30 protein-coding genes and 1 pseudogene are annotated in these 26,675 nt (G+C 65.8%); 15 read left to right on the forward strand and 16 right to left on the reverse strand.

Translation table 11 applies throughout. The features are described 5' to 3' along the window. Window positions 1-10: 10 nt before the first annotated feature. From QHF84_RS22285 to QHF84_RS22295, 3 genes are all read left to right on the forward strand, one after another. Entirely contained in the window at window positions 11-934 is a 924-nt protein-coding gene (locus QHF84_RS22285; RefSeq protein WP_281315380.1) for a LysR substrate-binding domain-containing protein, read from the forward strand. A 90-nt stretch (window positions 935-1,024) separates the two neighbouring features. Then, window positions 1,025-1,456 carry a hypothetical protein gene (locus QHF84_RS22290; protein ID WP_281315381.1) on the forward strand — a complete coding sequence of 144 codons (432 nt, stop codon included), beginning with the start codon at window positions 1,025-1,027 and terminating at the stop codon, window positions 1,454-1,456. Between the two features lie 74 nt (window positions 1,457-1,530). Further along, window positions 1,531-2,535, forward strand: a complete 1,005-nt coding sequence (locus QHF84_RS22295) for a WD40 repeat domain-containing protein (protein ID WP_281315382.1) — start codon at window positions 1,531-1,533, stop codon at window positions 2,533-2,535. Window positions 2,536-2,569: 34 nt separating this feature from the next. On the opposite strand, the gene QHF84_RS22300 is transcribed toward QHF84_RS22295, so the two are convergent. Further along, a complete protein-coding gene (locus tag QHF84_RS22300; protein ID WP_281315383.1) occupies window positions 2,570-3,316 on the reverse strand; it encodes a polysaccharide deacetylase family protein in 747 nt (248 codons plus the stop codon). A gap of 90 nt (window positions 3,317-3,406) precedes the next feature. Here QHF84_RS22300 and QHF84_RS22305 point away from each other — a divergent pair, with 90 nt between their 5' ends. Together QHF84_RS22305 and QHF84_RS22310 are read left to right on the forward strand one after the other, a co-directional pair. Next, window positions 3,407-3,634 (forward strand): hypothetical protein, encoded by a 228-nt coding sequence (locus QHF84_RS22305; RefSeq protein WP_281315384.1) that lies wholly within the window; start codon window positions 3,407-3,409, stop codon window positions 3,632-3,634. A gap of 18 nt (window positions 3,635-3,652) precedes the next feature. Further along, window positions 3,653-4,561, forward strand: coding sequence for a hypothetical protein (locus QHF84_RS22310; protein ID WP_281315385.1), 909 nt, complete (start codon window positions 3,653-3,655; stop codon window positions 4,559-4,561). Between the two features lie 103 nt (window positions 4,562-4,664). Here QHF84_RS22310 and QHF84_RS50255 read toward each other — a convergent pair whose 3' ends face one another. Both QHF84_RS50255 and QHF84_RS50260 read right to left on the reverse strand, forming a co-directional pair. Continuing rightward, a complete protein-coding gene (locus QHF84_RS50255; RefSeq protein WP_348652871.1) occupies window positions 4,665-5,156 on the reverse strand; it encodes a hypothetical protein in 492 nt (163 codons plus the stop codon). 16 nt (window positions 5,157-5,172) lie between these two features. Next, window positions 5,173-5,358: pseudogene (locus QHF84_RS50260) on the reverse strand (hypothetical protein); the annotation flags it as partial. On the opposite strand from QHF84_RS50260, the gene QHF84_RS50265 reads away from it, so the two are divergent. Both QHF84_RS50265 and QHF84_RS22320 read left to right on the forward strand, forming a co-directional pair. After that, on the forward strand, window positions 5,353-5,571 hold the full coding sequence (locus tag QHF84_RS50265) for a hypothetical protein (RefSeq protein WP_348652869.1): 219 nt from the start codon (window positions 5,353-5,355) through the stop codon (window positions 5,569-5,571). The pseudogene QHF84_RS50260 and the gene QHF84_RS50265 sit on opposite strands and share 6 nt — an antisense overlap. 692 nt (window positions 5,572-6,263) lie before the next feature. After that, on the forward strand, window positions 6,264-7,856 hold the full coding sequence (locus QHF84_RS22320) for a hypothetical protein (protein WP_281315387.1): 1,593 nt from the start codon (window positions 6,264-6,266) through the stop codon (window positions 7,854-7,856). 5 nt (window positions 7,857-7,861) lie between these two features. Here QHF84_RS22320 and QHF84_RS22325 read toward each other — a convergent pair whose 3' ends face one another. From QHF84_RS22325 to QHF84_RS22355, 7 genes are all read right to left on the reverse strand, one after another. Then, window positions 7,862-9,001 carry a glycosyltransferase gene (locus tag QHF84_RS22325; protein ID WP_281315388.1) on the reverse strand — a complete coding sequence of 380 codons (1,140 nt, stop codon included), beginning with the start codon at window positions 8,999-9,001 and terminating at the stop codon, window positions 7,862-7,864. An 8-nt stretch (window positions 9,002-9,009) separates the two neighbouring features. After that, window positions 9,010-10,002, reverse strand: a complete 993-nt coding sequence (locus QHF84_RS22330; RefSeq protein WP_281315389.1) for an alpha/beta hydrolase family protein — start codon at window positions 10,000-10,002, stop codon at window positions 9,010-9,012. A 4-nt stretch (window positions 10,003-10,006) separates the two neighbouring features. Further along, a complete protein-coding gene (locus QHF84_RS22335; protein ID WP_281315390.1) occupies window positions 10,007-10,894 on the reverse strand; it encodes a UbiA family prenyltransferase in 888 nt (295 codons plus the stop codon). A 113-nt stretch (window positions 10,895-11,007) separates the two neighbouring features. After that, window positions 11,008-11,310: a S24/S26 family peptidase gene (locus tag QHF84_RS22340; RefSeq protein WP_281315391.1), complete on the reverse strand. Its 303-nt coding sequence runs from the start codon at window positions 11,308-11,310 to the stop codon at window positions 11,008-11,010. A 30-nt stretch (window positions 11,311-11,340) separates the two neighbouring features. Beyond that, window positions 11,341-11,487 carry a hypothetical protein gene (locus tag QHF84_RS22345; protein ID WP_281315392.1) on the reverse strand — a complete coding sequence of 49 codons (147 nt, stop codon included), beginning with the start codon at window positions 11,485-11,487 and terminating at the stop codon, window positions 11,341-11,343. Window positions 11,488-11,519: 32 nt separating this feature from the next. Beyond that, a complete protein-coding gene (locus tag QHF84_RS22350) occupies window positions 11,520-12,035 on the reverse strand; it encodes a GNAT family N-acetyltransferase (RefSeq protein WP_281315393.1) in 516 nt (171 codons plus the stop codon). An 83-nt stretch (window positions 12,036-12,118) separates the two neighbouring features. Continuing rightward, complete coding sequence (locus QHF84_RS22355) at window positions 12,119-12,799, reverse strand: hypothetical protein (RefSeq protein ID WP_281315394.1); 681 nt, start codon at window positions 12,797-12,799, stop codon at window positions 12,119-12,121. Window positions 12,800-12,979: 180 nt separating this feature from the next. On the opposite strand from QHF84_RS22355, the gene QHF84_RS22360 reads away from it, so the two are divergent. Then, window positions 12,980-13,981: an amidohydrolase family protein gene (locus QHF84_RS22360; RefSeq protein ID WP_281315395.1), complete on the forward strand. Its 1,002-nt coding sequence runs from the start codon at window positions 12,980-12,982 to the stop codon at window positions 13,979-13,981. Window positions 13,982-13,986: 5 nt separating this feature from the next. Here the strand turns inward: QHF84_RS22360 and QHF84_RS22365 are convergent, their stop codons facing one another. Further along, a complete protein-coding gene (locus tag QHF84_RS22365; protein ID WP_281315396.1) occupies window positions 13,987-14,121 on the reverse strand; it encodes a hypothetical protein in 135 nt (44 codons plus the stop codon). Window positions 14,122-14,615: 494 nt separating this feature from the next. Here QHF84_RS22365 and QHF84_RS22370 point away from each other — a divergent pair, with 494 nt between their 5' ends. The 4 genes from QHF84_RS22370 to QHF84_RS22385 are packed head-to-tail and all read left to right on the forward strand — an operon-like array spanning window position 14,616 to window position 17,687. After that, a complete protein-coding gene (locus QHF84_RS22370; RefSeq protein WP_281315397.1) occupies window positions 14,616-15,527 on the forward strand; it encodes a polyprenyl synthetase family protein in 912 nt (303 codons plus the stop codon). A 26-nt stretch (window positions 15,528-15,553) separates the two neighbouring features. Beyond that, on the forward strand, window positions 15,554-16,042 hold the full coding sequence (locus QHF84_RS22375; RefSeq protein ID WP_281315398.1) for a UbiA family prenyltransferase: 489 nt from the start codon (window positions 15,554-15,556) through the stop codon (window positions 16,040-16,042). Beyond that, window positions 16,018-16,311 carry a hypothetical protein gene (locus QHF84_RS22380; RefSeq protein ID WP_281315399.1) on the forward strand — a complete coding sequence of 98 codons (294 nt, stop codon included), beginning with the start codon at window positions 16,018-16,020 and terminating at the stop codon, window positions 16,309-16,311. The genes QHF84_RS22375 and QHF84_RS22380 overlap by 25 nt, the downstream gene beginning before the upstream one ends. Window positions 16,312-16,328: 17 nt before the next feature. Beyond that, window positions 16,329-17,687, forward strand: coding sequence for a cytochrome P450 (locus QHF84_RS22385; protein WP_281315400.1), 1,359 nt, complete (start codon window positions 16,329-16,331; stop codon window positions 17,685-17,687). Window positions 17,688-17,985: 298 nt separating this feature from the next. Here QHF84_RS22385 and QHF84_RS22390 read toward each other — a convergent pair whose 3' ends face one another. Then, on the reverse strand, window positions 17,986-18,921 hold the full coding sequence (locus QHF84_RS22390) for a MerR family transcriptional regulator (protein WP_281315401.1): 936 nt from the start codon (window positions 18,919-18,921) through the stop codon (window positions 17,986-17,988). An 84-nt stretch (window positions 18,922-19,005) separates the two neighbouring features. Further along, window positions 19,006-19,896, reverse strand: coding sequence for a hypothetical protein (locus tag QHF84_RS22395; RefSeq protein WP_281315402.1), 891 nt, complete (start codon window positions 19,894-19,896; stop codon window positions 19,006-19,008). 173 nt (window positions 19,897-20,069) lie between these two features. Here QHF84_RS22395 and QHF84_RS22400 point away from each other — a divergent pair, with 173 nt between their 5' ends. After that, on the forward strand, window positions 20,070-21,374 hold the full coding sequence (locus tag QHF84_RS22400) for a cellulase family glycosylhydrolase (RefSeq protein ID WP_281315403.1): 1,305 nt from the start codon (window positions 20,070-20,072) through the stop codon (window positions 21,372-21,374). 235 nt (window positions 21,375-21,609) lie between these two features. Further along, window positions 21,610-22,464, forward strand: coding sequence for a PAS domain S-box protein (locus tag QHF84_RS22405; protein WP_281315404.1), 855 nt, complete (start codon window positions 21,610-21,612; stop codon window positions 22,462-22,464). Window positions 22,465-22,467: 3 nt separating this feature from the next. On the opposite strand, the gene QHF84_RS22410 is transcribed toward QHF84_RS22405, so the two are convergent. The 3 genes from QHF84_RS22410 to QHF84_RS22420 form a co-directional block, all read right to left on the reverse strand. Continuing rightward, window positions 22,468-23,694, reverse strand: a complete 1,227-nt coding sequence (locus QHF84_RS22410) for a cyclase family protein (RefSeq protein ID WP_281315405.1) — start codon at window positions 23,692-23,694, stop codon at window positions 22,468-22,470. 174 nt (window positions 23,695-23,868) lie between these two features. Further along, entirely contained in the window at window positions 23,869-24,840 is a 972-nt protein-coding gene (locus QHF84_RS22415; protein WP_281315406.1) for a D-2-hydroxyacid dehydrogenase, read from the reverse strand. An 8-nt stretch (window positions 24,841-24,848) separates the two neighbouring features. Then, window positions 24,849-25,319 (reverse strand): hypothetical protein, encoded by a 471-nt coding sequence (locus QHF84_RS22420; protein ID WP_281315407.1) that lies wholly within the window; start codon window positions 25,317-25,319, stop codon window positions 24,849-24,851. Between the two features lie 122 nt (window positions 25,320-25,441). On the opposite strand from QHF84_RS22420, the gene QHF84_RS22425 reads away from it, so the two are divergent. Further along, entirely contained in the window at window positions 25,442-26,653 is a 1,212-nt protein-coding gene (locus tag QHF84_RS22425) for a M23 family metallopeptidase (RefSeq protein ID WP_281315408.1), read from the forward strand. Window positions 26,654-26,675 lie beyond the last annotated feature (22 nt).

A 26,675-nucleotide genomic window follows, 5' to 3' on the forward strand; every position in this document is an offset into this window, starting at 1 on the left:
TAATCTGCGCATGGAAGACACGTTCGACGGGCTCACCGCGTTCCTCGCCGTGGCCAACCACAAAAGCTTCACGGCGGCCGCCGCCGACATGGGCGTTTCGCCGACGGCGATGAGCCAGAAGATCAAGCTGCTCGAGCGGCGCCTCGGCGTCGTGCTCTTCCAGCGCACGACGCGGCGCGTGGCGCTCACCGAGGCAGGAGAGAATCTCCATGCGCGCCTGAAGCCTGCCATCGCGGAAGTGGAGGACGCAATCGCCGCGCTCGGCGACTACCGCGGCCGTCCTTCGGGGCGGCTGCGCATCACCGCGCCGCGCGCGAGCGGAAGCTGGTTGCTCCCGCCGCTCGCGACGCGCATGGGCGAGCTGTACCCGGAGCTTTCCCTCGAAATATCGCTCGACGACGCGTTCGTCGACATCGTGGAGGCGGGCTTCGACGCTGGAATCCGGCTCGGGGACGCCGTCGAAAAGGACATGGTGCGCGTGCCCATGACGAAATATTCGTCGTGGTCGATCGTCGCCGCGCCGAGTTACCTCGCGCGCGCGGGACGGCCGCGCAAGCCCGAGGACCTGGTCCGCCATCAAGGAATCCGCCAGCGCATGATCGCGACCGGTATCGTCTATCGGTGGGAGTTCGAACGGCAGGGCAAACCCTTGACGGTCGACGTCCCCGGAAACGTCGTCGTCAACGACATCGGCCTCATGGTCGCGCTGGCCCTCGAAGGCGCGGGGCTCGCGTACGTGCCGGACGAGTCCATCGTCGACGCCGTCGCCGAGGGCCGGCTCGAGCGCGTGCTCGAGCCCTTCGTGACCCCCGGCCCGGGGTTCTGCCTCTACTTTCCGGCGCGCATGCAGGAGCAGCCCAAGCTCAAGGCCCTCGTCGAAATCGTGAAGAGCATGCGTGACGAGCCCCGCTCGCAGCCCAAAGGCAAGAGGTAATGGTCCCGACGCGCCGCCTCATCGAGCCCGGTTTCGTCGCTGCTCTTCCCTTGCCGACTCCTGCCTTCGTATGCGATGGAAAGGTTCGTCATGGCGAGCAGCACCAGCAGGGGAAGGCTCGCGGAAGGCGAGGTCTTCCGGTCGAGCCAGTTCGTGGTTTTGCGAGAGTCTGGCGGGAAGCTCGTGCGAATCCGACGGACCGACGTACCGCTCGACGATCAGGCCACGGCGGACCTGCTCACGTTTTTCGATCGGTTCTTCCCGCCGCTCATGCGCCCTCAATTCGTCCTGCTGCTCGACTCGCGGGAGGCGCCCATGGCGGTCGATCGCGAGACGGAGCGGCGTGTGCACGAGACCGGCGCGCGGCTCCTTTCGGGGTTCATTCGCTCGGCCATCCTCGTCGCGAGCGCCACGGGCAAGCTCCAGGCCGCGCGCATGACGCGCGAGAGAGGCAAGGCATCGGTGTTCGTCGACGAGACCGAGGCGCTCGCGTACCTGCTCTCCGAGCTTTCCTTCGATTGATACGCAATGCGCTATGATCCGCGCCCTGCGAATCGTTTTGGCCCAAACTTTTTCCGGCGACGGTGGTGAGGAACATGAGCCGCCCGACGGTCACCGAGATCTGCCGCATTGCCCTCCCCGAGCGTTCCCACGACAATGCGATCGTCCTCCCTGATCTCGACGCCGTCGTGACGAGGACGGGCGGCTCGCTGCGCTTGCATTCCGCGTCGACGAAGCGCCCCGCGCCCCTCCTGGAGACGAATCTCGCCCGCATCTCGCTCCACGCCGTGTCTCGCCTCGGCCATCGCGTGGCCTGGTCCGACGGCGAGCGCCGCGTGTTCACCTCGACCTCCCAGAGCACCACCCCGGTCGAGCTCGCGCAGGTGCCCTATCACCTGAATTGCCTCACGATCTCCGGCGACGAGCGGATCGTCGCCGCGGGCGGCAGCGCGCTGACGTGGGAGCGCGAGCAATACGAGAAAGAGCTCCGGTTCTACGAGGCCGGCATGCCTTACGATTATGGTGAATATCGCCCCGAGGTCCGCCCGAATCCGGGGCTCGGCCCCGGCCACGTGCGCGTCTGGGATCCTTCCTCGGGCCGCTCGACGGTGCTCGACGGGCATCGCGACACCATCTCGCGCATGTCACTGAACCACGACGGCTCCATGCTCGCCGCGTCCGACGACCACGCCATTCGCGTCTGGGATGTCGCGTCCACGCGCTGCCGCGTGAACACACCGCAGAGGAGCCGCTTTCGCCCGCAGGCCTTCCTGCTCGCGTCCGACGGCGATTACGTGATGGCCGGCGACGTCGGCGAGATATGGCTCTACGACACGAGCTCGACGCGCGCGGAGCGGGTGCTCGCCCTCGACGGGAGCGCCAGCAGCCGCATCGCATTCGATGGGACCGGACGTCTCTCCGCCGTCGGGTACGAGCGAGGCGCGATCTGCATCTACGATAATCTTTCCGGCAGCGAGCTCTGCTCGATGGGGGTCGGCGAGCGACCGCATCACGTTGCACTCTCGACTGCGGGAAGCCGCGTCGCGGCGCTCGTGGGCGACACGTTCGTGATCTGGCAGCTCGAGGGAACGGGGGCTTGACGCGCAGCGCTGGGGCAGTCTCCTGCTCCACGCGTCACTTCCTCAGCGCATCGCGTACGGAGAGAACGACGATGTGGCCACGGGCTCGTTCTTCCGACAGCCAATCGAGCCATCGATGGAAGGTGGATTCGCGCGTCGAATAACGACCACAATCATCACAGATCTGATGAAAGACGATCTGTACCCAACCCCCACCGTGCTCCCGTGCTCGCGTCACGGCACGTTTCATGTCCTCCAGCGTCGTGTCGTCGCGGACCGAGAGCGCCGTCCGGGTATGGTAGGGGTCGTGAGGTGGGAATGACTCGGCGTACGGACATAACCAGCAGTGCGAGATTCCGCGAAGGCCACCAACGCCCCGAGCGCTCGAATATCCACACGAGGCCGCGACGGCTGCAGCGTCTCGAGAGACTTCGCCGAACGGGTACGCGAAGTTCGTGACCGCGAACCCCTCGTTCGACAACGCCGTACGATCGTCGCAAATCTGGTGGACCAGCTCCGCGTGACCGAGCGTCGGCAGGTGGAGATGATCCACCGTGTGTCCACCGATTTCATGCCCATCGCTCTCCAGCGCACGGAGCTGATGCACGGAAAGCCGACCGGGCGCTCCGAGAGCGCCGCTGTTGACGAAAAATGTGGCAACCATGCGGTGCTCGGCGAGCGCCGTACGGGCGGCAGCGTACGCGCTCTCCGCGCCATCGTCGAATTCCAAGGACACCACCGTAGGCCTTGTATCCGTGCATGCAGAGGTTGCAGCAACCGACGACAGCAGGCCGTGCGCCATGAGGAAGACACGAATCCTCGATGAAAACGATCGGCCGTTGTTGCACATCCCTCGCGAGCTCCCCCTCACCAGCAAGGATGTGTCCACGCCGTGCCCCATGCAGAGATTGCTCGTGAAACCCTGAATCACGATCGATTGCAAGCAGACGAAGGCAATGGCGTGACGTCGCAGAACCTGGAAACCACCCGCGGCGTCTTCGTCGCCCGTCGTTGCATTCTTGGCGCAGTGCAAAAACCCACACCAGCATACACGTGGGGGTCCCTCGGCTCCGCTCCGTTCTACATCCGCCTCGCATTCCGCGACCTGCATCCACGGTGAGGGCGTATACTGGCCGCCATGATGACACGACGGCTCGAATTTCAGCTCGTAGTAGGTTCACTGGTGCTCGCGTCCGCAGGGCTCGTCGGCTGTGGTGCGGATGTGGTGGTGCAGGAGAATCCGCCGGTATCGACCTCGGGCACCAGCACGGAGGAGTGGAAGACGCTCATCGACACCAAGTGGGAGATCGGCGGAGGCATCGAGAGTTATTGGTGCGCGACCAAGACCTTCCACGAGGATCTCTACATCAGCGCCTTCCGCCCCCTCGGGTCGACGGGGACGCATCACACGCTGCTCCTCTGGGCCCCGGGAACTCAGCCGGACAGCGAGACCGTCTGCGGACCGACCATCCACGAGAGCATGGTCTTCGCCTCGGGTATCGGCACGGACGATCTGGTTTTCCCGGAAGGGGTCGCGCTCAAGATTCCGGCGGGGACACAGCTCCTCCTGAACCTTCACCTCTTCAATACGACCACGGAGCCACTGCCCGGCATTTCAGGCACGCTCGTCAAGACGCTCGATCCCTCCGAGGTCAAACAGGAAGCCGAGATGATCATGCCCGGCGCCCCCGGCATTTCCGTGCCCCCGAACAGCCCCGGCTCCGTGCAAGGCGATTGCACCTTTCCGGCCGACGCCACCCTCGTGAGCGTATGGCCTCACATGCACAACTACGGCACGCATATGCGGGTGACACACCAGACGAACGCTGGCGACGTCACCCTCCACGACGCGCCCTTCAGCTTCACCGAGCAGAAGAACTACCCGCTCACGCCGGCCACGGTCCTCGCGGGCGACCGCATCCACTACGAATGCTCGTACATGAACACGACCGCGAAGACGCTCGGCTTCGGCACCAGCTCCGACGACGAGATGTGCTTCGTCGGCCTTTATCGGTATCCGAAGCTCGCGTCCGCCTGCCAGAATTGACGGCGGACGCGGATCGGACTTCACGATCAAAGCCAGCTCGACCGGTATTTTCGGGGGATCGTCGGAGCGACGCCGGGGCAGCTCGCTTCCGGTTTTCGACCTTTCAAGGCTGATACGGCGGCTTGTCGAACGCTCCGCCGTAATACAGCCCGACCTTCCGGTTCGACTCGGTCCCTGCGAGCCCGCAATTGCTGGCCGTGCCGTAGACCTCGCCCGTGAAATCAGTGTATGCGCAGAAATTGTCGGCGACGTTGTGCAGGCGAACCGGGAAATTCGCGTCGAAGCCGCCCTGATCGTACGCCTCGAGCTTCCACCGCTGCTCGTTCGTGCCGTCGCACGGGGCGGTGACCACCGTCCACGGGCCGGCCAGGATGCCGGATTGGCTCAGGCACTCCCCGTTCGAGAGATTGCGGAATCCGAAGGCATCGCCGTCGGGGAACACCTCCCATTGCTGGCGGGGATCCGTCGGCTCGCACGTGCTCGTGGACTCGACCTTGCCGTCGCCGAGGATCATGCACCGATTGCCGACCTTGAATCGAAGGACGACGAAGTCCGACTGGTCGTCGCAGACGTCGCCGATGCCGTCATGATCGATGTCGGATTGATCGGTGTTCGCCTTGTCGGGGCAATTGTCCGCCGTGTCGGCAATGGCGTCCCCGTCGGCGTCTTCCGCCTGGCAGGAGCCCGCGATCGCGACGGGGCAGATATTGCCGTGGCAGCTCCAGTTCGGGAAGTCGTAGGCGATCTTCGCGCCCGCGGGAGCGCACTCCTTCCCCTCCAGCGGATCGGCCGTGCATCCGGCATCGAAGCTGCCGCCGCTTCGTTTCTTGTCGCCGAGCACGATGCGCGACGTGACGGTGCCCGTGAAATCGCCCGACACCGTCACGGTCCCTCCCTCGTTGCCATTGCCGCTGAAATCGGTGTCCTGGATCAACTTGCCCGTGACGACGAGGTTGATCTTCCGCGGGGCCGTCATTCCGCCCTCCTCAACGTCGATCGTGACGGCGTGAGCGCAGGCGTCATAGGTGAACGTGCTGATCGCGCGGACGCCGCTCAGGCTCACGTCCCAGGCGACTTTCCCGGAGTCGCACTGCTCGAGCCAATCGCCCGTGCCCGACGGGTTCTCGCAACCGTTCAGGAGGCACTTCGTTTCGTCCTGCCAGACCGCGAATGCACGCACGAAATCCTGGTTCGACCACGGCAACACCGGCTCGCAGGTCGCGTCGCATTCCTCACTCTCGACTTTGTAGTTGGCCTCGTCCGTGCCCTTCGACCACGCGATACGGATCACATTGAACCCGCACGCGGGCACCGCGATTTGGCGACTCGCGTCGAGCCGGTTCTTGCAATTCCCTCCGTTCCACTCTGGCACCGTGCCGTCGGTGGTGAAACAGATCACGGGCTCGTCGTCCAGGTTGATCACCTTGATGAGCGAGTTCACCGCGGGAAGGGTGGTGGCGCTGGGAGGGTCGAAGTGCGGCACGGGGGCCTCGAGGCCGGTGCCGCCGCAGCTCACGGCAGCGAACGCGAAAATGACTGATGCATACCAAGAACGCATGGCCCCAGCATATCGCCGATCGGCACCTGGCACTTTGGAAATTTGTAAATTTTTGTAGAGCCCGTCCGTCTGCTGCGGTGCGTCACCCTGCAAACACGCTCTCGTTGCAGGGCTTCCTCGGTGCTGGCGCCGCCTCATGCAGGGATGTTCGGAGCGAGCGCAGCCGATCCGTCTTGGTCCAGAACCGCAGCGTTTCTCGACCTCAACGAAAAAGCGCCGGCGTGCAGCATGTACCGGGGCTTCGTTGCACGAATCGAGCACGCATGCGCAATTCGCGCAAGGTTGCGCGAATTGACGAGTGCTGACGATAACAAGCCCCTATCAATGCCCCCTCGAGACTCCGGCATGCAATGTGCTTGGGCGCGTCGGGCAAGGAGACCGACGATGAAGAAGATTGCTTTTGGCATGCCGTGCATGCCGGTCGTGCTGGGATGGTTGGTTGTCGCGACAGTTGGATGCACGACGGAGACGGCGCCGGTGCAGGACGACGAGACGATACTGCGAGACGCCGCGGAGACGTCGGCGTCCGCCATCGAGGCGCAGGTGACCGAAGTGAAGCGCGAGCCGATCGTCGATGATATTTACCATTATAGCTTCCTCGTGAAGGTGGGAAACACTCCCAATGCGCGCATCCGCGTGCACCGGATCGTACGCGAGGACGCCCCCTGGCGGGCGCGCTCCGTGGCCCACGCGATCCTGCTGCTGCACGGCGATTTTGCGACGTTCGAGACCAATTTTGCGCCTTCATTGAAGAGCGACGCGGCGCAGCCCGACCAGGATCTCGCCGTCTACCTGGCTCAGCGTGGAATCGATGTATGGGGCCTCGATCGACGCTGGACCACGGCGCCCAAGGACGGCGCTGATTTCTCCGACTTCGCCGATATGGGGGTCGTGCAGGCGGTCTCCGACGCGGGGAGCGCGATCTTCTTCGCGCGCTCGATCCGCGGCATGACCGGCGCGGGACGAGATCCCTTGATCCTCGGCGGATTCAGCAGCGGCGCGCAGATCACCTACCTCTATGCAGCCGAGGAGACGCAGAAGGCGCCGGGGCAGCGGCAGGTCAAGGGCATCGTTCCCATCGACATCTACGCAAAGGTGGCCCCCGAGGACGCGGCCAGCAAGCAAGTGGCCTGCGACAATGCCGCGCAGGAGCGAGATCTGGTCGCGCAGGGCGAGGTGGACAGCGACAACAGCGCTTTCTTCCAGCCGGTTGGCGAGCTCGCCGCCTCCGCCCCCGCGGACCCGTCGCCATTCTATGACGGCTACTCGAACCGTGATGTGCTGCTCGGCTTCGTGACGCAGACGTACCAGTTCTACGAGCCCAAGCCGAAATACCACCTGGTGGGCGGGATCTTCAAGGACGGCGCGCCGACCGAGCTGCGTTATGCGCCCGAGGCGCTGATCAGCGATTGGCTCGCGTTTTCACCGCCGCATCAAGCGCTGGTGGAGAGCGCCGATCGGGATGCTCTTTGGTGCGGCGAGGCACCCTTGCCGCTCGACGACCACCTCGCCGATATCACGGTCCCGCTCTTCTACCTCGGCGCTGCCGGCGGCTTCGGTGATCACGGCCTTTACACCACCACGGTCGTCGGCTCCACCGATGTCACCACGCACGTCGTCCGACGCCTCCCGGTCGAAAACGAGCCCGAAGACTTCGGCCATGGTGACCTGCTTTATGCCGCGGACGCGTCCACACTCGCATGGGAGCCGCTCGCGCAGTGGCTGCTCGCGCATTGAGGGCGTCAGAGCATGCATCCCTGAAGGTCCGCTTCGCTAGCCAGGGACCCGCCGGGCGCGCCGACGAGGCGGTCGATGATGGCTGACACGGAATCGGGACGCGCGAGCGCCTCCGCCCTGTTGCGGGCCTCGCGCAGCGCGTCCGGATGAGATGACAAGCGCCTGATCTCGGAGGCGATCCCTTCGAGGCTCCCCGGGGACGAACCGATCCCGTGCTCGGCCAGCACACGCACGTTGCGCTCCTCTTGCCCGGGGATCGCGCTGAAAAAGACCAGCGGGACCCGGCTCGCGAGCGCCTCGGCAATGGTGAGGCCTCCGGGCTTGGTGATCACGACATCGGAGGCCGCGACCATTTCATCCATGTTGTGAACGAAACGGTGGATTGCGTGCCGAGGTCTCCAATGGGCGCACATGCGGCGGTACAAGACCTCGTTGTGCCCGCAGATGACGATGATCTGAAAGTCCTCGAGGAGCGCGGCGAGCTGCTCGATGGGCTCGAATCCGAACGAGCTCGTCGAAAGGAGGAGAGTAAACCTGTCCGGGTCGAGGCCCAGCCGGCGCCGCGTGCTCGCTCGATCACGCGGCGTCACGAATGTCTCGTCGACGGGAATGCCCGTCACGGCGATCCTCTGGGGTTCGACGCCGAGAGTGAGCATCTTTCTCCTCGTGGACTCCGCGGCGACGAGATAAAAGTCGACCCCTTTCGATAGCCAAATCGTGTGGACGTCGTAATCCGTCACGACCGTCACGAGTCGCGCGCCGATCGCTCCCCGGAGGCGCAGGTCCCCCACGACCTCGGTCGACAAGAAGTGCGTGGAGACGATCGTATCGAACTGGCCCTCCTGCACCCGTTTCACCAGCGATCGGGTGCTCAGCGCGTGACCCAGGCGCCGAACGCTCCGGACCATCGGGCGCAGAGAAGGCGTGTCCGTGAGGTCGAAAAAGGTGGCCCAGAGCTTCGAATGCTCTCGGACCATTCGCTCGTAGCCGCGGACGTACGCTCGTCGAAACAATGGGCTCGTATACGTGAGCGCATCTGCGATCGTCGGGGAGATGCCGCGCCTTCGAAGGCCGCGCTCGATGGCCTCGGCGGCCTTTCTGTGGCCAGCGCCGGCGGACGCGTGGAGGAGCAGGATTTTTTGCATGGCGCTCGTCATGCGACGGCGCTTGGCTCGAGTCGCGAGAATGCATCCAGCACGGCATGGACGATGGCTTTGCGCTGGATGAGCGATGCGCTGACGTGTCCGCCGGGTACGTGACGCACCTCGGCGCCTCGCCAATGCTCGGCGAGGCGCGTGGTGGAGCTCGGTGGGACGAAGCCGTCCTCCCGCGCGGCAAGGAGAATGGCGCTACGGAGGGCGGGAGGCGGAGGCAGCGCAGTGATGGATGCCGGCGCGAGCACGTCACAGAGACGCCTGCGAATGGCAGGGCAAGCACCGACATCCGATCCCAGCGCTCTCCAGTCGGCCATATCGGAGAGCACGCCCTCCTCGAAAATGGGAGCAATTGCGTGCGCGGCAGCGACGGGGATCACGGCGAGGGGCTCTTTCGAAAGCGCGGCCGTATAGGCGGCGAGGCTGCCCCCCATGCTGAAGCCCGAAATCCCGAGGCGGTCGTGGCCCCGCGCGCGCAGCCATCGCAGGAGGGCGAGAGATTCGATGGCGGCCGCACGAAACATGAGCAACAAATCGATGACCGTGCGCACCGCGACGCCCGGTTGCCCCGGCGGGCGCCGCGCGCCGTAATAAGGGTTTTCGAGCAGCAGCGCCCCGATTCCGTGTCGCGCGAGGTCCTTCGCGAGCGAGCGGCGCCGGCCAAACCCTTCGTCCCCCGAGGCCGCAAGCAAAAGGCACACGGCTGGACGCGCGCCGGCGCCGGCAGGCAGCACGAGCTGAAAACATGCCTCGCGGCAAGCGGGAGGCATGAGCTCTCTCGCCGCGGGGCTTCCAAAACGCCCCTCTTGCACGAGAAGCGGACCCTCGCGATGGACGGGCCCGAGCGTCAGGTCGTGAAGGTCGACCGGGGTCCGAGGCGGCTCGACGAGCGCGTCGAGCTCCGAGAGTGGCCCCCACCCATCGGAGAAGTACCGCGGCGTTCGGGACAGGACGACCCGGGCAAACAGAGCATCCAGCCAATGGATCCGCATGACTCTAAGGCGCTGGGGAGGTGACGCGGCATATCACGAGGAGCAAACATCCCGCGAGCGCGGCGAGCCATTGCGCCTGATCGGTCACCATTCGCTTCTTCAGGCCCGAAGGCAGGAGCACGAAGACCAGGCAGAGCGCTGCCACGGCGAGCCCGACGATGAGCCTTTGTGTTCCCGAGAGGTTCAGGAGGACGAGCGACGCCACGCCCACCGAAGGCCAGACGAAGAGGTGCGGTAGAATCGGCTCGATGCGCCGGACGTCGAGCACCGACGCGGTGTTGCGGATGCCGGTGTTTCGGTCGACCTCGAAGTCGCGGATCTCGTTCCACAGATCGCCCGCCATCGAGATGGTACAGATGAAGACGGCGCCGAGCGCGGCCGAACGAGGGAGCTCGGGGGCACGGGCGTACGCGACGGTGAGAAATTGGAGCGTGCCCAAGAAGAGGCCGTGGGAGATGAGATCGACGAAAGGCACGGCCTTGAGCCGGATTCGCCGGTACGAATACGAGAACCCGAGGGCCACGTTCAATGCGCCCAGGAGGACCACACGCGCCCCGAAGGGCCAGAGGAGCGCGAGGCCGGCGAGCGCGGAGAGCCAGCTCAACGCCAATGCCTGCCCATGCGTGAGCAGACGGGCGCAGATGGGGTTGCGGACGACCTTCTGCGAATCCTTGCTGTCGTCGTCCGCGTCCTCGACGTCGTTGATGGCGAAGGCGAAGATCGTGAGCAGGAGATTGCCGGTGAAGAGCAGGACGATGTCGCTGGTCGACAGTCGCGGATTGAAGATCGTCCCGAGCGCGACGAGGGCAATGGTGTTGCCGTAAAACTCCTCGACGCGGCTCAAGCGAAGGGTGCCCAGGAATGGCCTGGTGCCTGTTGCGAGCTGGTTCATGAAGGAAGCTCCCTGGAGCCGGGGCGGGAGTAAGCGTTCGGGCATGCTCTTGTCAAGCCCATTCGTGGGCGGCCCGCGCAAGCCAGCCCCCACGACCCGCCCGCCGCTCCGCCTCAGGGCTCGACCTTCACGAGCCGACCGAAAATGGCATTGTGACCAATCCACCCATTGATGTGCCCGCGGTTGTTCCCGATCTGGAAACGGCCATCCTGAACGCTCTTGACGAAGTGGAGATACTCGGTGCCACGGACCTTGCACAGGACGATATCGCCCGGGCGAATGTCGCGTGGGTCGACGGGCTCCACGGTGCAGAGCTGACCGGATTCGATCCGCGGAGACATGGAGTTGCCCCGCGGACGAAAGGAAACGACCTGCCCGGCGCGAAGCTTGGTGATGTGTCCAGTGGCCCAACCCATGGCTCATATCCTCGGTTCGCGGAGACCCTCTCAGCCTTCGACCGTTTCTGGCTCGTCCTCGTCCTCGTCGTCATCGAACATCGGATCGTCCAGGAGGCCCGCTTGCGCTTCGTCGCCGAGGAGATCGAGCTTTGCGCGAATCGTGACGAGGCGCTCCAGGATCTCGGCGTCGGTCATGCGCTCTCGGGAGCATCCGTCGACATCGTGCCTCAATCTCCGCCCAGACTTCGCTCGTAGATGACCGTGTTCGGCTCCGCCGGCTGCGCGGCGGCGCGGGTGAACCCGAGCTTCTTCAGGAGGCCGATCGACGCGGCGTTCGCCGGGGAGACGAGCGCGATCACCCTGCGGAGCGCGACCACGGAGGCAGCGATCTCGAGCACCGCCGATCCCGATTCGAAGGCGTACCCGCCACCGCGAAATTCCGGCAGAAATGCATAACCGATATCGACATCGGCATATTGCTCGCGCTTCAAGAGCCCCGACATGCCGATCAGCTCCCCCGTTTCCTTCAGGGCGACACCCCAGAGGCCGTGCCCGTGACGCTCGTAACTGGCGAACGGCCCATTGCGGAGGTATGCCTCGGCGTCCTCGAGCGTGCGCACGCCGCGATCGCCGATGTACGCCAGGAAATCCGGGTCATTGACCAGGCGAAAGATGAACGGCGCGTCTGCCAGCGTCAATTTGCGAATCGTCAACCGTTCGGTCGTTGCAAGCGCGCCGTTCATGATGATGGCCTTTATGAACGTTTCACGGCGTCAGGGCAAGAGAGAAGCAGGGAGGCGCTCGACGCGGCGAACGTGGGCGGGGCTCAGTACTCGCACTCGTCCTCGAACGCGTCGGTCTGCACCGCGACCGAGAGGTTGTAGCCGTAATGGGCCTCCTTCGGTCCGTGAACGCGCAGATAGAGGTCCTGATCCAGCGGCCCGTTGTACGTGTCGAGGAAGATGCGGCCGATGTTGCTCTGCGCCGAGGCCACGAGCTGCAAGGTGCCGGCGCTGTAGACGTCGATCTGGATCGTGTTCTCGGGCCCCGCGGGCGGATCGTAGCCCCACGAATACGTCTCGCCTTCTTCCTCGTACACGTACATCGGGCAATGCGAGGCGCCGGCGGCCTGCGCGCGGATCGAGAGCCAGCCCGGCGTGTAGGGCAAGTTTGACGTCGACACGAAGTACCAGTCCTGATCTTTCTTGCAAATCGACGCGGACGCGCCCGTATAGGCGCCGCCGGTGTCCACCGACCACCAGTATTCCGGGTCCGCCGGCTCGAAGTAGATATAGCTATAGGCCAGACCCGTGGCGCTCGATGGCTTGTTGTTCTTCTCGTACGGATCGGCCTGGTTGCAGACCCCGACCCCTCCCCCTCCCACCACGAGCGCGTCGCTCTCCACGCCCACGATGTCCTCCGGCGCCGGCGAAACCGAGCACGCCGCGGCGCTCGCAGCGATGATGGCGCTCGAGCACGATAGTGCAAATTTCTTCCGCAATTGCATGTGCTTCTTCCTTACAGGTCCCCCATCCTCGGAGGACCCGGAAGCACGGTAACGGAAACCTCTCCGCCCGAGAACACATCAGGCGATCGAATCCTGCTCTCCGGCTGCGTGTCCTTTCGTGAGGCGCTACCCACCTTGCCCCTTGTGGTCAGGTCGAAAACCCCGCTACCGTCGAATCCCATGCACGCCCGCCGCGGTCTCTGCGCGCTCGCCCTGGTCCTCGTGACCGCGCTCCCCGCGTGCCGCAGTGAAAACCCGCCTCCACCCGCGGCCTCGAACACGCCGGCCCCGGACGACGGCACGATCCTCGACGCGCACGTCCACCTGACCGATATGGAGGCCGTCCCCGCGCTCCTCGGTCTGCTCGATCGAAAAGGCGTCAAACGCGCCGTGGTTCTCGCGACGCCGGATGCGACCGCCGGGCGCGGCGGCAAGGGGCTCGTGGGATATCAACGCGGCAACGAGGTGGTGCTCGCGGCGGCCGCGGCGCATCTGACGAGGCTCATCCCGTTCGTGACGCTCGATCTCGCGAGCGATCGGCCCGAAACCCTCGATGCCCTGCTCGCGCGCGGCGCGTGCGGCGTCAAGCTTTACGACGGGCATCACGCGTTTCACGAGCGGCCGCTCGACGATCCCGCGCACCGACCGCTCTTCGCTCGTATGGAAGAGCGCGGCGTCCCCGTCCTCGTGCACGTCAACACGGTGCGCTTCCGGGGCGAGCTCGAGGGCGTCCTGCGCGCCTTTCCGAAGTTACGCGCCGTATGCCCGCATCTCTGTGGGAGCCGTACGGATCTCGACCGATTCGAGTCCATCCGCGACGCATTCCCGTCGCTGCTCTTCGATACGAGCCATGGCTCCAGCGACGCCGCCGCGCAGGGTTTTACCTATCTCGAAAAGGAGCACGACCGGCTCCGGAAGATCATCGAAAAGACGCCGGAGCGTTTTCTTTTCGGCAGCGACCTCGTGACGGTGCGCGCGGGACCGACCTGGCAGGACGAATGGGACATGCAGGTGAGCGCGAACCTCGGCCTCCTGCGCGACGAGAGCTTCACCTTCTGGCGGCAAAACCCGCTGGGGGGCCTGTCACCGGCACCTTATCGAGGACAGGCGCTGCCCGCGGCATTGCTGCAAAAACTCCTCGGCTACAATGCGCGGAGATGGCTCGGGAGCTGCGTGCGTTGACGGGCTCACCCCCGCCACGACGCGACGAACCTCTGCCATACTTCCTCGTCGTAAGGTTCACCCGCCCACTCGAACAGGGACCGCTCGAGCGCGCCGAGATCGTCGCTCAGCAGATCCGAATCCTCCAGATTGAGGAGCAATGAAGTCGTCGTAGTTCATGGCAAAGGCGAAAGGGGAACCTCGAAACCAGCCGGCTCAATGGAGCACATGCGCCCAGACAAGACAACGAAGCGCGACGAGAAACGGCCATGAGGCCTCCGCGGCCATGACGTGACTCCGCGTTCCTTTGACCACGGGGCAAATTTCCGACGCTCGGCAAGAGTTACGTCCGTAGCGTTCTTGTTCTGGTCGTGGTATGTAGGACCCCTCGCGTGAGTTGCTCACGTAATGCCGGAAAACTCCGGAACGAACCATGCTCTTCGGGAGGGCTCGTGGGTCGTCGGAGTCTGCCGTCGAGATCATTGAAGGATTGAATCGTCCGGGATTTTTCACGGACGATTCGAGAACAACATCCACCATCCGTGGGGAGCACCGCGCGACTCGGTCTCTCCGGCATGTGCCGGAGCGCCTGCGAGACCGTCGATGCGCGCTCCGGCACGCGCGTAGGGGTTCGCTCCGCCTCCTGGAGGCCGCAATGACAATGAACGTCGAGCCAAACCGCTCGTTCGATCTGGGGGCTTACTTGAGCCTCCGTCGGGCGAGAATCGATGCGACGCAGGAGAGCGTTCTGACCATCGAAGAGCCTCGCGCCCTCTACGAGGCCATGCGGTATTCCCTGCTCGCCGGCGGCAAGCGGCTACGCCCCATCCTTTGCCTCGCAGCCTGCGAAATCCCCGGCGCGCGGGCCGAGATCGCCCTGCCCACGGCTTGCGCCATCGAGATGATCCACACGATGTCGCTGATCCACGACGACCTGCCGGCAATGGACGACGGGGATTACAGACGTGGTCGCCTCACGAACCACAAAATGCACGGGGAGGCGCTCGCCATCCTGGCCGGCGACGGCCTGCTCGCCCATTCGTTCGAGCTCATCGCCCGCCACACCGTGGGCGTCCCGGCCAAACGGACGCTCGCAGTCGTTGCCGAGATCGGTCGAGCCGCGGGCCCGCGTGGGCTCGCCGGCGGCCAGGTGGAGGACCTCGCGTACGAAGGAAAATGCGACATCGGCGTGGAGGTGCTTCAGGACATTCATACCCGCAAGACGGGTGCGCTCCTCGAGGCCTCCGTGCTGTCGGGAGCGATCCTCGGCGGCGCCGACGCGGCCACCAAGGCCCGGCTGCGCCGATATGCGCAGCGGATCGGGCTCGCGTTCCAGATCGTCGACGATATCCTCGATGTCACGTCGACCCGCGAGGCGCTCGGCAAGAGCGTCGGGAAAGACGCGTCCGCCGACAAGGCGACCTATCCGCGCATCCTGGGGCTCGCGGAATCTCGCCGCCTCGCGGAGGTCTTGATCGCGGACGCGAGAAGCGACCTCGCCATGTTCGGCGACCGCGCGACGCCGCTCGTGGCCCTTTCGGAATCGCTGATCCAAAGCCTCCGATGAGGCCTGACAATCACGGAACATCGACGATGAGCGTCCTCCCCTCCGACGTGCAGCACACGCGTGCCACGCCAAACCCTTTCGTGCGCGGGCTGTCGCTCTTCTGGTCCGTCGTCGCGGGCGATCTGTCCTCCGCGGTGGTCCCTGCGTTTCTGTTCACGCTGGCGGCGTGGAAGACGGCAGGCGCGGATCCGGCGCGATTGCTGGGCGTGATCGCTCGCAGCCTGCTTTACTTCTTCCTCTATACTTATGCATTCTGCCTCGCCAATCAGGCCAGGGGGCTCGAAGAGGATCGGCGCAACAAGCCGCACCGACCTCTGGTGAGAGAGCTCGTGTCGGTACGCGGCGCGTGGCGGCGCTGGGCCGTGGTGATGGCGCTGTTCACCCTCGCCGGCGCGTGGCTCGGGGTGCTCGAATATGCGCTCGGCTGGCAGCTCATCATCCTCGTGCACAACGTCGTGCTCGGCGCGCGGAACTGGATCGTCAAGAACCTTTGCATGTCGCTCGGGATCCTCTGACGTTCCCGCTCGTCTTCGGCGAGCGCGCGACCCGGATCCTGCTCGCCGTGTGTTTCGGCCTCCTGCCGATTGCCGTTCACGTCACGCTGATGCAGCCCGCGGGCGCGCGAGGGTTGGTCTGGGCCTCGGACGCCATCCTCGGGGCCGTGACGCTCGTCATCGGAATCCGCGTGGCGCTCTGCCGGACGCCTCGGCAGGATCACGTCACCTATCTGCTCTTCACGGGCTGGTATTGCCTGCTCCTGACCACCGCCATCGTCATCCTCTGAAGAAATCGAGGTACACCATGAACACCACATCTCCGCCCGGCCCCAAAGGGCTGCCGCTCCTCGGCAGCGTGCTCGACCTGCGAAAAGACAAGCTCGGGTTTCTGACGAGCCTCGCCAAGGCCTACGGCGACTTCGTCCATTTTCGCGTCGGGCCCCGCGACGCGTATCTCGTGAGCCGCCCCGATTGTGTCCACGATATCCTCGTCGAGCACCCGAAAAGGATGCCAAAAGAATGGATCCATCAGAGGATCGTGGCGCCGTTCTTCGGCAACGGCGTCGTCACCTCGAACGGCGCGGTCCATGACCGGCAGCGCCGGCTGGCGCAGCCCGCCTTCCAGCCGCGACGCCTCGACAATTATTGTCGCGTCTTCGTGGAGCAGGCGCTCCTCGGGATCAGCGAATGGCGCTCGTGCGGCGAATACGACATCGACAACGAGATGCTGCGGATGACGATCCAGAACGTCTGCTTGACCTTGTTCAGCGCGGACGCGACCGATATCGTCTCCCGCGCCGCGGACGCGATGACCGACATCCTCGGGCTTCTCGGCCGGGAGTACGACATCGCGTTCCCGATCCCCATGTGGGTGCCGAACGAATACAACCGCCGAAAGAAGGCTGCCATCCGCGAGCTCAACGACATCGTGATGAAATTCGTGGAGGACTGGCGGAAGACCGGGCAGGACAAGGGCGACCTCCTGTCGATGTTGATGCTCGCCCACGGCGAAGGCGGCGACGTGACGCTCGACGACCTGCGCGACAACATGATCGCGATGTTCTCCGCCGGTCACGAAACGACGGCGTTCACGCTGGTCTGGAGGTGGATCATGCTGGCGCGGCATCCCGAGGTGGAGGCCGCGCTCTGGGAGGAGCTCGACCGCGTGCTCGGCGGGCGCCCCCCGACGGCCGAGGATTACCCGCAGCTCGCTTACACGACGATGATCATCAAAGAGACGTTGCGCATCTACCCGACGGGCTGGCTCTTGTTCCCGCGCGAGACGACCGAGGATGTCGCCCTCGGGGGGTATACGATCCCGAAGGGGAGCATGCTCTACGTCTCACCCTACGTGATCCATCGGAACCCGACGTATTTCCCCGATCCCGAGCGCTTCGATCCCGAGCGCTTCCGGGCGGGGGCCGATAAGCAGCTCCCCCGTGGCGCATACATTCCTTTCGGGCTCGGGCCGCGGGTATGCATGGGTCAGCATTTCGCCACGATGGAAGCCGTGCTCACCCTGGCGACCGTGGCGCAGCGTTATCGGGTGTCGATCCTCGCAAAACAACCGCTCGTGCCCAGCGGGAGCCTCGCGCTGCGGCCGCCCCGCGGCGTGAAGGTGCGCGTCGACGCGCGGAACCCCGCGGCGGCCGCGGCGGCGTAATCGCCCGGGGCGCGGGTAACGCCTACCTCCGCCCGTCCTGCCGCATCCGGCGCATGCAGAGCGCGATCGGGCATGTCGAGGAGGAACGTTGCCCCCGGGCTCTCGTGTGCGTCGTGATGCAATGTGGCCACCGGAGTGACCACCTATCACGTCGTGCTCGCGAAGTGCACGGCACGCGGGCCGGTCAAATTTTCTTGAACCGCGGGCGCATGTGTGTATCGCCCGCCGTGCGACGCACATCCGCGCAGGGGATCGAGCTCACCCTGGGTCTCGTAATGCATGGCCGGCCGATGACGTCTTATGCGCGCGCCTCTCTTCGGCGTTCGAGAAACCTCGCGACCGCGGCGCCGAGCCAGCGCCCGTCCTCGTATGCGGGCGAGAGGGGCTCGCCCGTCATCGCGGAGACGAGCTCCCAGTAGCGAAACGTGCGCGGGTCCTGCGTTTTTCTCAATTGCTCCGCGAAAGCGTCGTCGAGCTCCTTGCCGTTCGCCGCCGCGGCGGCCCGGACAAACCGCTCGGCGATCCCGAGGGCCTCGGCGGAATGCGGATCCACGCCTCGCCCCCGCGCCTCGCGCGCAGCCGCGACGGCCTCGCTCTGCGCGCGGAGGAGGGCCGCTTGGTCGATCCCTTCGTTCCACGTCACGGCCGCCATCACGCGCATGTTCGCGACGAATGTCGGATCGGCGAGGATCTCGGCGAGCTCGATCCACGCTTCGAGCTGCGCGGGCGTAGCGTCGTCCGGCAGCTTTGGAGAGCTCGCCTCGATCATGCTTCGCATCCATTCGCCGTCGACGGGCATGCCGTCGGCGACCTGATCATAAAAGCGGGTGATGACGGCCTTGCGTTCTTCGTTCGAGAGTCGAGTCACGGTCCACAACCTCCTTAGATCGTTTTCGCTGGGCTCAGTGCGAAGCGCGGCGCGGAGCGCGGCGGCGACACGCGAAAGCGAGGCCACGTGGGCTTCGACCGCGGCGAGCCGCAGGCGAAGCGCGTCTTCGAGCGACAGGTTGCGCGCAAGCACCTTGCGGATCGTCGAGAGGTCGACCCCCGCTTCTCGGAGCGTACGCACGAGCTCGACACGAACGACCTGCGCCTCGTCGTAAAGGCGGTAATTTGCGCGTGTTCGCTGCGCGGGCGGCAAGAGCCCCTCGTCCGAGTAGAATCGGAGCGTCTTGACGGGGATCCCCGTCCGCTTCGACAGTTCCCCGATGGTGAGCGCCGCCTTCTTCTGCATCGCGGCCACTCTGAGGTCTCCCCCTGCTGGAGAGTCAAGCGGGAAAAATCTTGACGGTGCGCGATGAGCAGGTTCGCAGCGCAGTCAGATGTTTCCGCAATTGAAGCGGTAGGCCGGCTTCGACCAGTCGTTGCCGAGCACGTGGAGGCCGTAATCGTTGCGCCATATCTCGTACACGATGGCCTCGGGGTGCCCGTCGCCGTCGACGTCACTCGTGGCCAGGATATCGAAGCCGTCGGTGGAGCTGAGCTCCTCGTCCACGACCGCAAACCCGCCGCCGCGGTCGACCCAGAGCGCGCCGCAGCTCCCGCAGGGGCCTCGCGTCGCGACGAGGCGCATTTGGCCTGCGCGCAAGGCTTGATCGATCCGTACGCCCCGTTCGCCGGCTCTGCCGACCCAGGGGCCGTCGGCGAACTCGACGCCGTCGGCGCCGGCTGGCTGCGGCTTCAAATCGACATCGGCCGTCTCGGGCCAGATCGCGATGACCCTCGACGCCGCGACCGTATTTCCTTTTGCGAAATAAGGAATCGTCTCGTCGACGCACGTATTGTACATGCAGCACGCCGGCCCCGTCGGCGCGACGTAATTCCGGCCTCCAGCCTCGTCGTGGAAATCACGCGTGGACCGCGTGACCGTGAGGACCGCCGGCGCGTTCGTATCGGTCCGCGTCGTCCGCACGCGCGCCGTCGCAGGCATGGCGAGGCCACACGCTTTTCCGGTCTCGAGCTTGCCATCGAGGGAGCACACGACGGGCACGAAACGAAGTTCGTCGGAGCCCTCGGTGCTCGTGCCGAAAAGGATCACGGCCTTGCGCGCGCGCTCGCGTTTCCCCGGCGCGTCGTCGAGGCCCACGGACGGAGGCCCCGCAGGCGCGACCGTCACCTTCGCGGCGGGTGCGCTCGTCGCCGCGGCCGTGGGCGCCGCCGGGGCGCCGGTGGGCGCGGGCGGCGCGCCCTTGGCGGGCGTGGGCGGCATGGAAGGGCTAGCGCATGCGGCAATGCCGAAAAGGAGGCTGCTCAGGATCCGTTGTGTGTACATGTCCGAACCGCGCCGATCCTACACCTTCGCCCGAGCTCGTGTCTTCCCTTCCCGCGCGGCACGCCTCGACGCCGCCCGCTTGCGTATCATCTTGAAAAGGGGGCGGACTCATGAGGTACTTCGGGCCGATGCTCGCTTGCGCCATGACGCTGCATGCGGAGACCACGTCCGCCGCGGGCTTCGTGCGCGCGGCCGAGGGCCGCTTCCTGCGCGACGGCAAACCGTACACGTTCCTCGGCGCGAATTTCTGGTATGGCATGAACCTCGGGGTCGAGGGACCCTCCGGAAATCGCGACAGGCTCGCGCGGGAGCTCGATCGCCTCGCGGCCCTCGGCGTCACGAACCTGCGTATCCTCGCGGCGACCGAAGGCCCGGAATCCGCGCCCTGGCGCATCCTCCCCGTGCTCCAGCCCTCGCCGCGCGAATATCGCGAGGAGCTCCTCCTCGGCATGGACTTTTTGCTGAAGGAGATGAAGACGCGCGGCATGGTCGCCGTGGTTTGCCTGAACAATTTCTGGCCCTGGTCCGGCGGCATGGCGCAATACCTACGCTGGAACGGCGCAGGGCCGATTCCATATCCCCCGCCCGAGCCCGGAGGGAGCTGGGGCGCCTACCAGGCGTATACCGCAGCGTTTTACTCAAATCCGGCCGCCGTGGAGACATTCCACGATTTCGTGCGGATGCTGCTCCAGCGAACGAATCGATACACCGGCGTGCGGTACGCGGACGACCCGACGATCATGGCCTGGGAGCTCGCGAACGAGCCGCGGGGCGGGACGAACGTCAGGGCCTTCCACGTATGGATCGAGCGTACGTCGGAGCTGATCGAATCCCTGGATTCCCGGCACCTCGTGACCACCGGGTCCGAGGGCGAGACGCCCTGGCCGCGCGAAAGTGGGCTCGACGTCGTCGCGAACCATGGGTTCTCCTCGATCGATTACGTCACGGCCCACGTCTGGGCGCAGAACTGGGGCTGGTACGACCCGGCACGGCCCAGGACCTACGAGGCCGCCGTGCGTGAAATGAAGTCCTATCTCCGGCGCCACATCGAGCAAGCGAAGCGCCTGGGCAAACCTCTCGTCATCGAGGAATTCGGGTTCCCGCGGGACGCCGGCAGCCACGATCCCGCCGCGACCACGGCCGCGCGAGATCGATATTATCGCGCGGTCTTCGAGGTGGTGCTCGACGCCGTGCGCGCGGGCGAGCCCATGGGCGGCGTGAATTTCTGGGCCTGGTCGGGCGAAGGTCGCCCGCGCATCCCCGGAGCCCATTGGCAAAGGAATGACCCGTTCACCGGCGATCCACCACACGAAGCGCAAGGCTGGTATAGCGTCTACGACACGGATGACACCACCTTGCGCGTGATCGCGGAATATGCGCGGAAAATCGCCTCGACCTCGCTGTCGATGCCTTGACATGTCAATCCCATGACACATCCGTGCCGAGGGACGGACGGCGCGATCCGGCTTTTCCGACGAATTAACGTAGGCCGGCTGTGTGTGGACTCTTGATACGCGCCCTGCCGAGGGCGTACATTCGTGGAAGTGGCCGCGCGCAGCGACGCGCGCTCGAGCGAGGCAGGACGTGGACGGGCACAGCACAGAGACCAATCGCGATCCGGATCGGGACACACTTCTTGCCCGCATCGACATGCTGGAGCGTGAAAACGCGGACCTGCGAGAAAAAGCCCAGGAGGTCCAGCGCATCGAGAACGAGCTACGCGCGAACCAGGCACGCTTCCGCGCGCTGCTCGAGGGCTTGCACGTGGGCGTGGTCATGCAGGAGCCGACCGGGAAGAACATCCTTTTCAACCCACATGCCCTCACGTTGCTCGGCGTGACCGAGGATCAGCTCCTGGGTCGGACGTCCTTCGATCCCCGCTGGGGCGCGGTGTACGAGGATGGCTCGCCATGCCCGGGCGAGGATCATCCGATCAGCGTCGCGCTGCGGACAGGCAAACCCGTGCGCAATTTCGTGCATGGGATCGACCGGCCCGCGCTCGGAGATCGCGTGTGGCTCCTGGTGAGCGCGGCGCCGCAGTTCGACGATCGAGGCGTGGTGACGGGCGCGATCGCGACGTTCACGGACATCACGGCGCGCAAGGAGGCCGAGGATCTGGTGCGATCGCAATCACGGATGCTCGAGGAGATGTCGACGCCGCTCGTGCCGATCGGCGACGATATCGTGGCCATGCCGCTCATCGGCACCGTGGACGCGCGGCGCGCCGAGCTCGTGCTCGAAACGCTGCTCGCGGGCATCGCGCATAAAGGCGCGCGCGTGGCCATCCTCGACATCACGGGCGTGAGCGTGGTCGACGCGAATGTGGCGACCACGCTGGTGCGCTCGGCGCAGGCGGCGCGGCTCCTCGGCGCGCAGGTGGTGCTGACGGGCATTCGCGGGAGCGTGGCGCAGACGCTCGTGGAGCTCGACGTGGATCTCTCGGGGCTGGTCACGCGCGGGACGCTGCAAGGCGGGATCGCCTGGGCGCTCGCGCGGCGCTCGTAGTGACTACCACTTCTTTTTGCGCCCGCCGATCGCGGCTGGCGCATTGCCGGCGCAGGTCGCGCCCTGGAGGTTGTAGGGCGTGTCGAAGAACATGAACTCGTACACCCGATCGGCGGCGAGCGCCGAGCTATTGAAGCCCTCGCCGATACGAATGCCGTTCGCGACCATGAGCACCTGGTGCCCCTCGGCGAGGCAGGTGGGCCGCGGGCTCGGGAAGACCTCCATCGCATAGGTATCCGAGGCGACGATGGCCGGGCGGAATTGCGAGAGCCAGTGGCATTCGGCGAGCCACGGGCCGGGCGCGGCGCCGAGGTACGTCGACCAGAGCGCCTCGTCCGCCCAGTAATGGCTCCATCCCGTGCGGATGATGACCACGTCCCCGGGCTCGATGCAATCGAGGTCCTCCCAAGCCATCGTCGCCTTGAGGTCGGCGATCGTGATGCGATATCCGGGCGCGAGGGACTTTCCATTGGGGGCGATGGCGCTCGTCTGCCCCATCGCTTTCTTGTAGCCGAGCACATCGAGGAGCAGGCCCCGGGTGATGATCGGCCCGATGTTCTGGAGTCCGAGCGATTTCGTGCCCCCGAGAATGCTGCCCGGCCCGTAGTTCTGGGCCGCGGCGTCGGCGCGGGCGATGTCCTGCCGGTCGAGCGGGTCGTAGACGTCGGGGCGCGGCGTGATCTGGTCGAAATGGTGGCCGCCGTAGAACCAGCCGCCGAAGCTCGGGTGACCGAAATCATCGACCTGTGTCGCGAGCTGGAACGTGAAGGCCTCGAATCGCTCGTCCTGGAAGATGAACTGGTTGTCGCCGGTGGGCCCGTACGGGGCGATCCAGTAATCGGCGCGGCGCGGCGGATCGGCCGGAAAACCCGGGATCCCCGGCCGCATGGGCTCGCCCAGGGAATACACCTTCGCATCTCCGCGCTGCCCGAGCTTCAACGCGTCCTTGCGCTTCGCCTCGTTGATCTCGACCAGCGTGCCGACGGTGTCACCCCAGACGCCGAGATCATCCCATCGCGAGAAGATCCATTCGAGGGTGACGGGGTCGTCGTTGAAGGGCCCGCCGGGGTTCGGGAACGGGGGGCAAGGTGGGCTCGCGTGCGCCCGCCCTGGGATCATCTGCGCGAGGACGGAGGCGCCCGCCGCGCCCGCCGCACCGCCGAGGAAATCACGACGGCTCACCTGCGCCTTGTCGCCCTGGGCCGCAAACACGTGCTTCAAGAACCGCATGGTGCGTTCTCCTTTCGTGCCGCGCAGCCGCAACATCACGGCTGCACCAATCGAGTCCAGTGCATCGAACGGAAATGACCGTTCATGGTTCACCAAACACGACACGAACGGAATTTGCAAGAACTTTCGTAAGGTCCCTGTCTGGGCACCGTTGCCACGTGGGCCTACCCGGCTTCAGAGCACCCGATCGACGAGCGACTCTCCGCGCTCGAAGCGCCGCAAGTTCTCCACGAAATGACGCACGAGCGCAAGGTGTTCGCCGCGCCGTCCGCCCGCCGAGTGCGGCGTGACGAAGCAATTCGGCGCCGACCAGAGCGGATGATCCGCCGGCAGCGGCTCGACCTCGGTCACGTCGAGATAGGCGCCTCCGAGCCGCCTGCTCTGCAGGGCCTCCAGCAATGCACCTTGATCCACCGTCGTTCCTCGCCCCACGTTGTACACGAATGCCCCGTCGCGCAGCCGCGCGAGCCGCGCACGATCGAGGAAACCGCGCGTCCCCTCGTTCTCCGGCAGCACGTTCACCACGTGATCCGCCTCGCCCAGCGCGCGATCGATCTCCCCTTCGTGCACCACCGTCACGCGCGAATCTCCTTCCGCGCGCCGACGGAACGCGAAGAGCCGCACTTCGAAGGGCGCGAGCAGCTCCGCAATTCGCCGGCCAATGGCCCCGTATCCGAGCAAGAGCACGGTTTGTCCCCGGAGCAAAAACGACCGCTCGCGCCGCAGCGCGCTCTCCCACGCGCGCGTCGTTCGCTGCGCGTCGAGCGACGCGGGGAGCTGCCGCGCCATGGACAGCATCATGGCGAGCACGTGCTCGGCGCACGGATCGGCATACACCGTGGAGCTCGTCGTGAGAGCGATTCCCTTCGACGTGAGCGCCGCGCGAATCGTGTCGACGTCATAACGCGTATACCCGGCGCTCGTGAGATGAGCCCAGCGAAGGCGGGACGAACCGAGGAGCCCGTCCACGGCCGGCTGACCAAAGGCGACGTCGGCCTCGAGCAGCGCGGGGTCGAGCGCTCCGCTCGCCAGATTGGAGGACGTCCTCGCGGAGGCGAACACCAGAGAATGCCCGGCCACGCCCTCGCGCAGCGCACGGAGCGCCTCTTCCGGGAACGTCGTATCGCAGAAGATGGTCAACGTCATCCGCGTGCCTAGCGCCGGAACAGCCGCCAAGCCTCGGCGCCATCGAACGGCGGGGCGGGGATCAGGTTCAGAGCGATCAACATCAGGTTCGTCGTCGTGAGCGCCGCCGTGATCTCCCCGAAAAATCCCCCGGACGGCAGAAAGCTCGACCAGAGGGGCGCCGTGAGCAGCACGGCCAGTTGCGCGAGGACGCCGCCCCACGCGACGATCGCGCGCTGCTTCATGGTGACGTCGCCGCCCCATTCGCAAGACCCGCCGACCGCATGAACGTCGACGGAGACGACGTACCCGCCGACCCCACGGGCGAGCAGCGCGTGGCCGAGCTCGTGCACGAGGACGAGGATCAAAAATCCGAGCCACACGCCCGGCGCAAACCTGAGCCCAGAGAGCACGAACGCGCCGAGCGGCATGGTCCAGTGGATACGAATCGGCGCCCGCCCGAAGTGGCCGATCACGAGGTAGCCGTCACGAACGCGCATTGCCATCTCCACGAGGAGTGTCGCCCGGGCGGCAAGGCACGTCAACCGGTACGACTCCGCGCTCGCATTTCGGGAATGGTTGCGCTTTCGGCGTGGTGGCGCCGATGCTAGCCTCGCCTCCGATGCATCGACGTAGATATCTCTTGTTGCTCGCAGGTCTGGTCGCCTGCAGCGGCGCGCGCGCGCCGGAGCCGAGCTGTCCGCCCACGATGCCGGCGCCCCTCGCGACGCCCTCCGCGGCGCCCACGCCAAACGCGCCGGCCGCCGCCGCTCCGCCGGTCACGCAGGCTCGTATTCCCGGAGGAACCATCACCGTCGCCGTGGCCCCGACACGTGCGTACGTCGAGCGCACCGACGGAGCGCAGCTCCTCAACTGCGATCTTCGGATCAAGAACGGCACCGGCGTCGCCTGGAAGCTCGTCGAGATCGAAGTCTCCGTGCACGACAGCCGCGATGCCCTGGCGTGGCGCAGGCTCGTCACCGACGGCGGCGTGAGCCCCGCCATATCGACGGTGCCGAACCGCGAGCTGCCCGAAGGCGCCGAGCTGTTGCTGCTCAATCCGGTCAGCGAGCTCGCGCTCGACCTCGAGCTCGCGCGTGTTCACTTCACGCTCACGTTCGTCGCGACGAACGGGGACGAGCGCCTCGTCGTCGGCGCGGACGTGCGCCCGATCCAGTACGAGGACCACGCAGAGCTTCGTTTCCCGCTCGCCGGTCGCCTGATCGTGTGGTCCGGCCACGACTACCTCGCCCACCATCGCCGCTGGGACTATGTATTCACGCCGATCCGCTCCTTCGGCTTCGTAAGCAACGCCGGGCGTTACGCCTACGACCTCGTGCCTGTCGACGCGACCGGCGCGATGCACGCCGGACATCCCGAGGACAACAAGAGCTGGTTCGGCTTCGGCGCGCCCGTGCTCGCGCCCGCCGTGGGCAAAGTCGTCGCCGTGCGCGACGACCACCCCGACAACCGCGAATTCGACGTCGACAAACTCGCCGACGATCTCATGCTGATGTACGGCAATCACGTGGTGATCGACCATGGCCACGGCGAGCACAGCCTGTTCGCCCACCTCCAGCAGAAGAGCGTGACGGTGAAGGTCGGCGACGTGGTCAAGGCCGGGGATCGCGTCGGCGCGATCGGCGCCTCGGGCAGCGCGAATTTCCCGCACCTGCACTACCAGTTGCAGGACGGACCGAATGCGCGCGCCGAAGGGCTGCCCTCGTACTTCCACGACTTCGTGCGCCACCGTGGCGCCCGCGCGATCCCGGTCAAACGCGGCACCATCGGTAGCGGCGACCTGATCGAAGCGTCGACGGCGAAGCGACGCTGACACGGACATTCAACGAACGGAG

The organism is Polyangium sp. y55x31 (genome assembly GCF_029946505.1).
Lineage (GTDB): Bacteria > Myxococcota_A > Polyangia > Polyangiales > Polyangiaceae > Polyangium.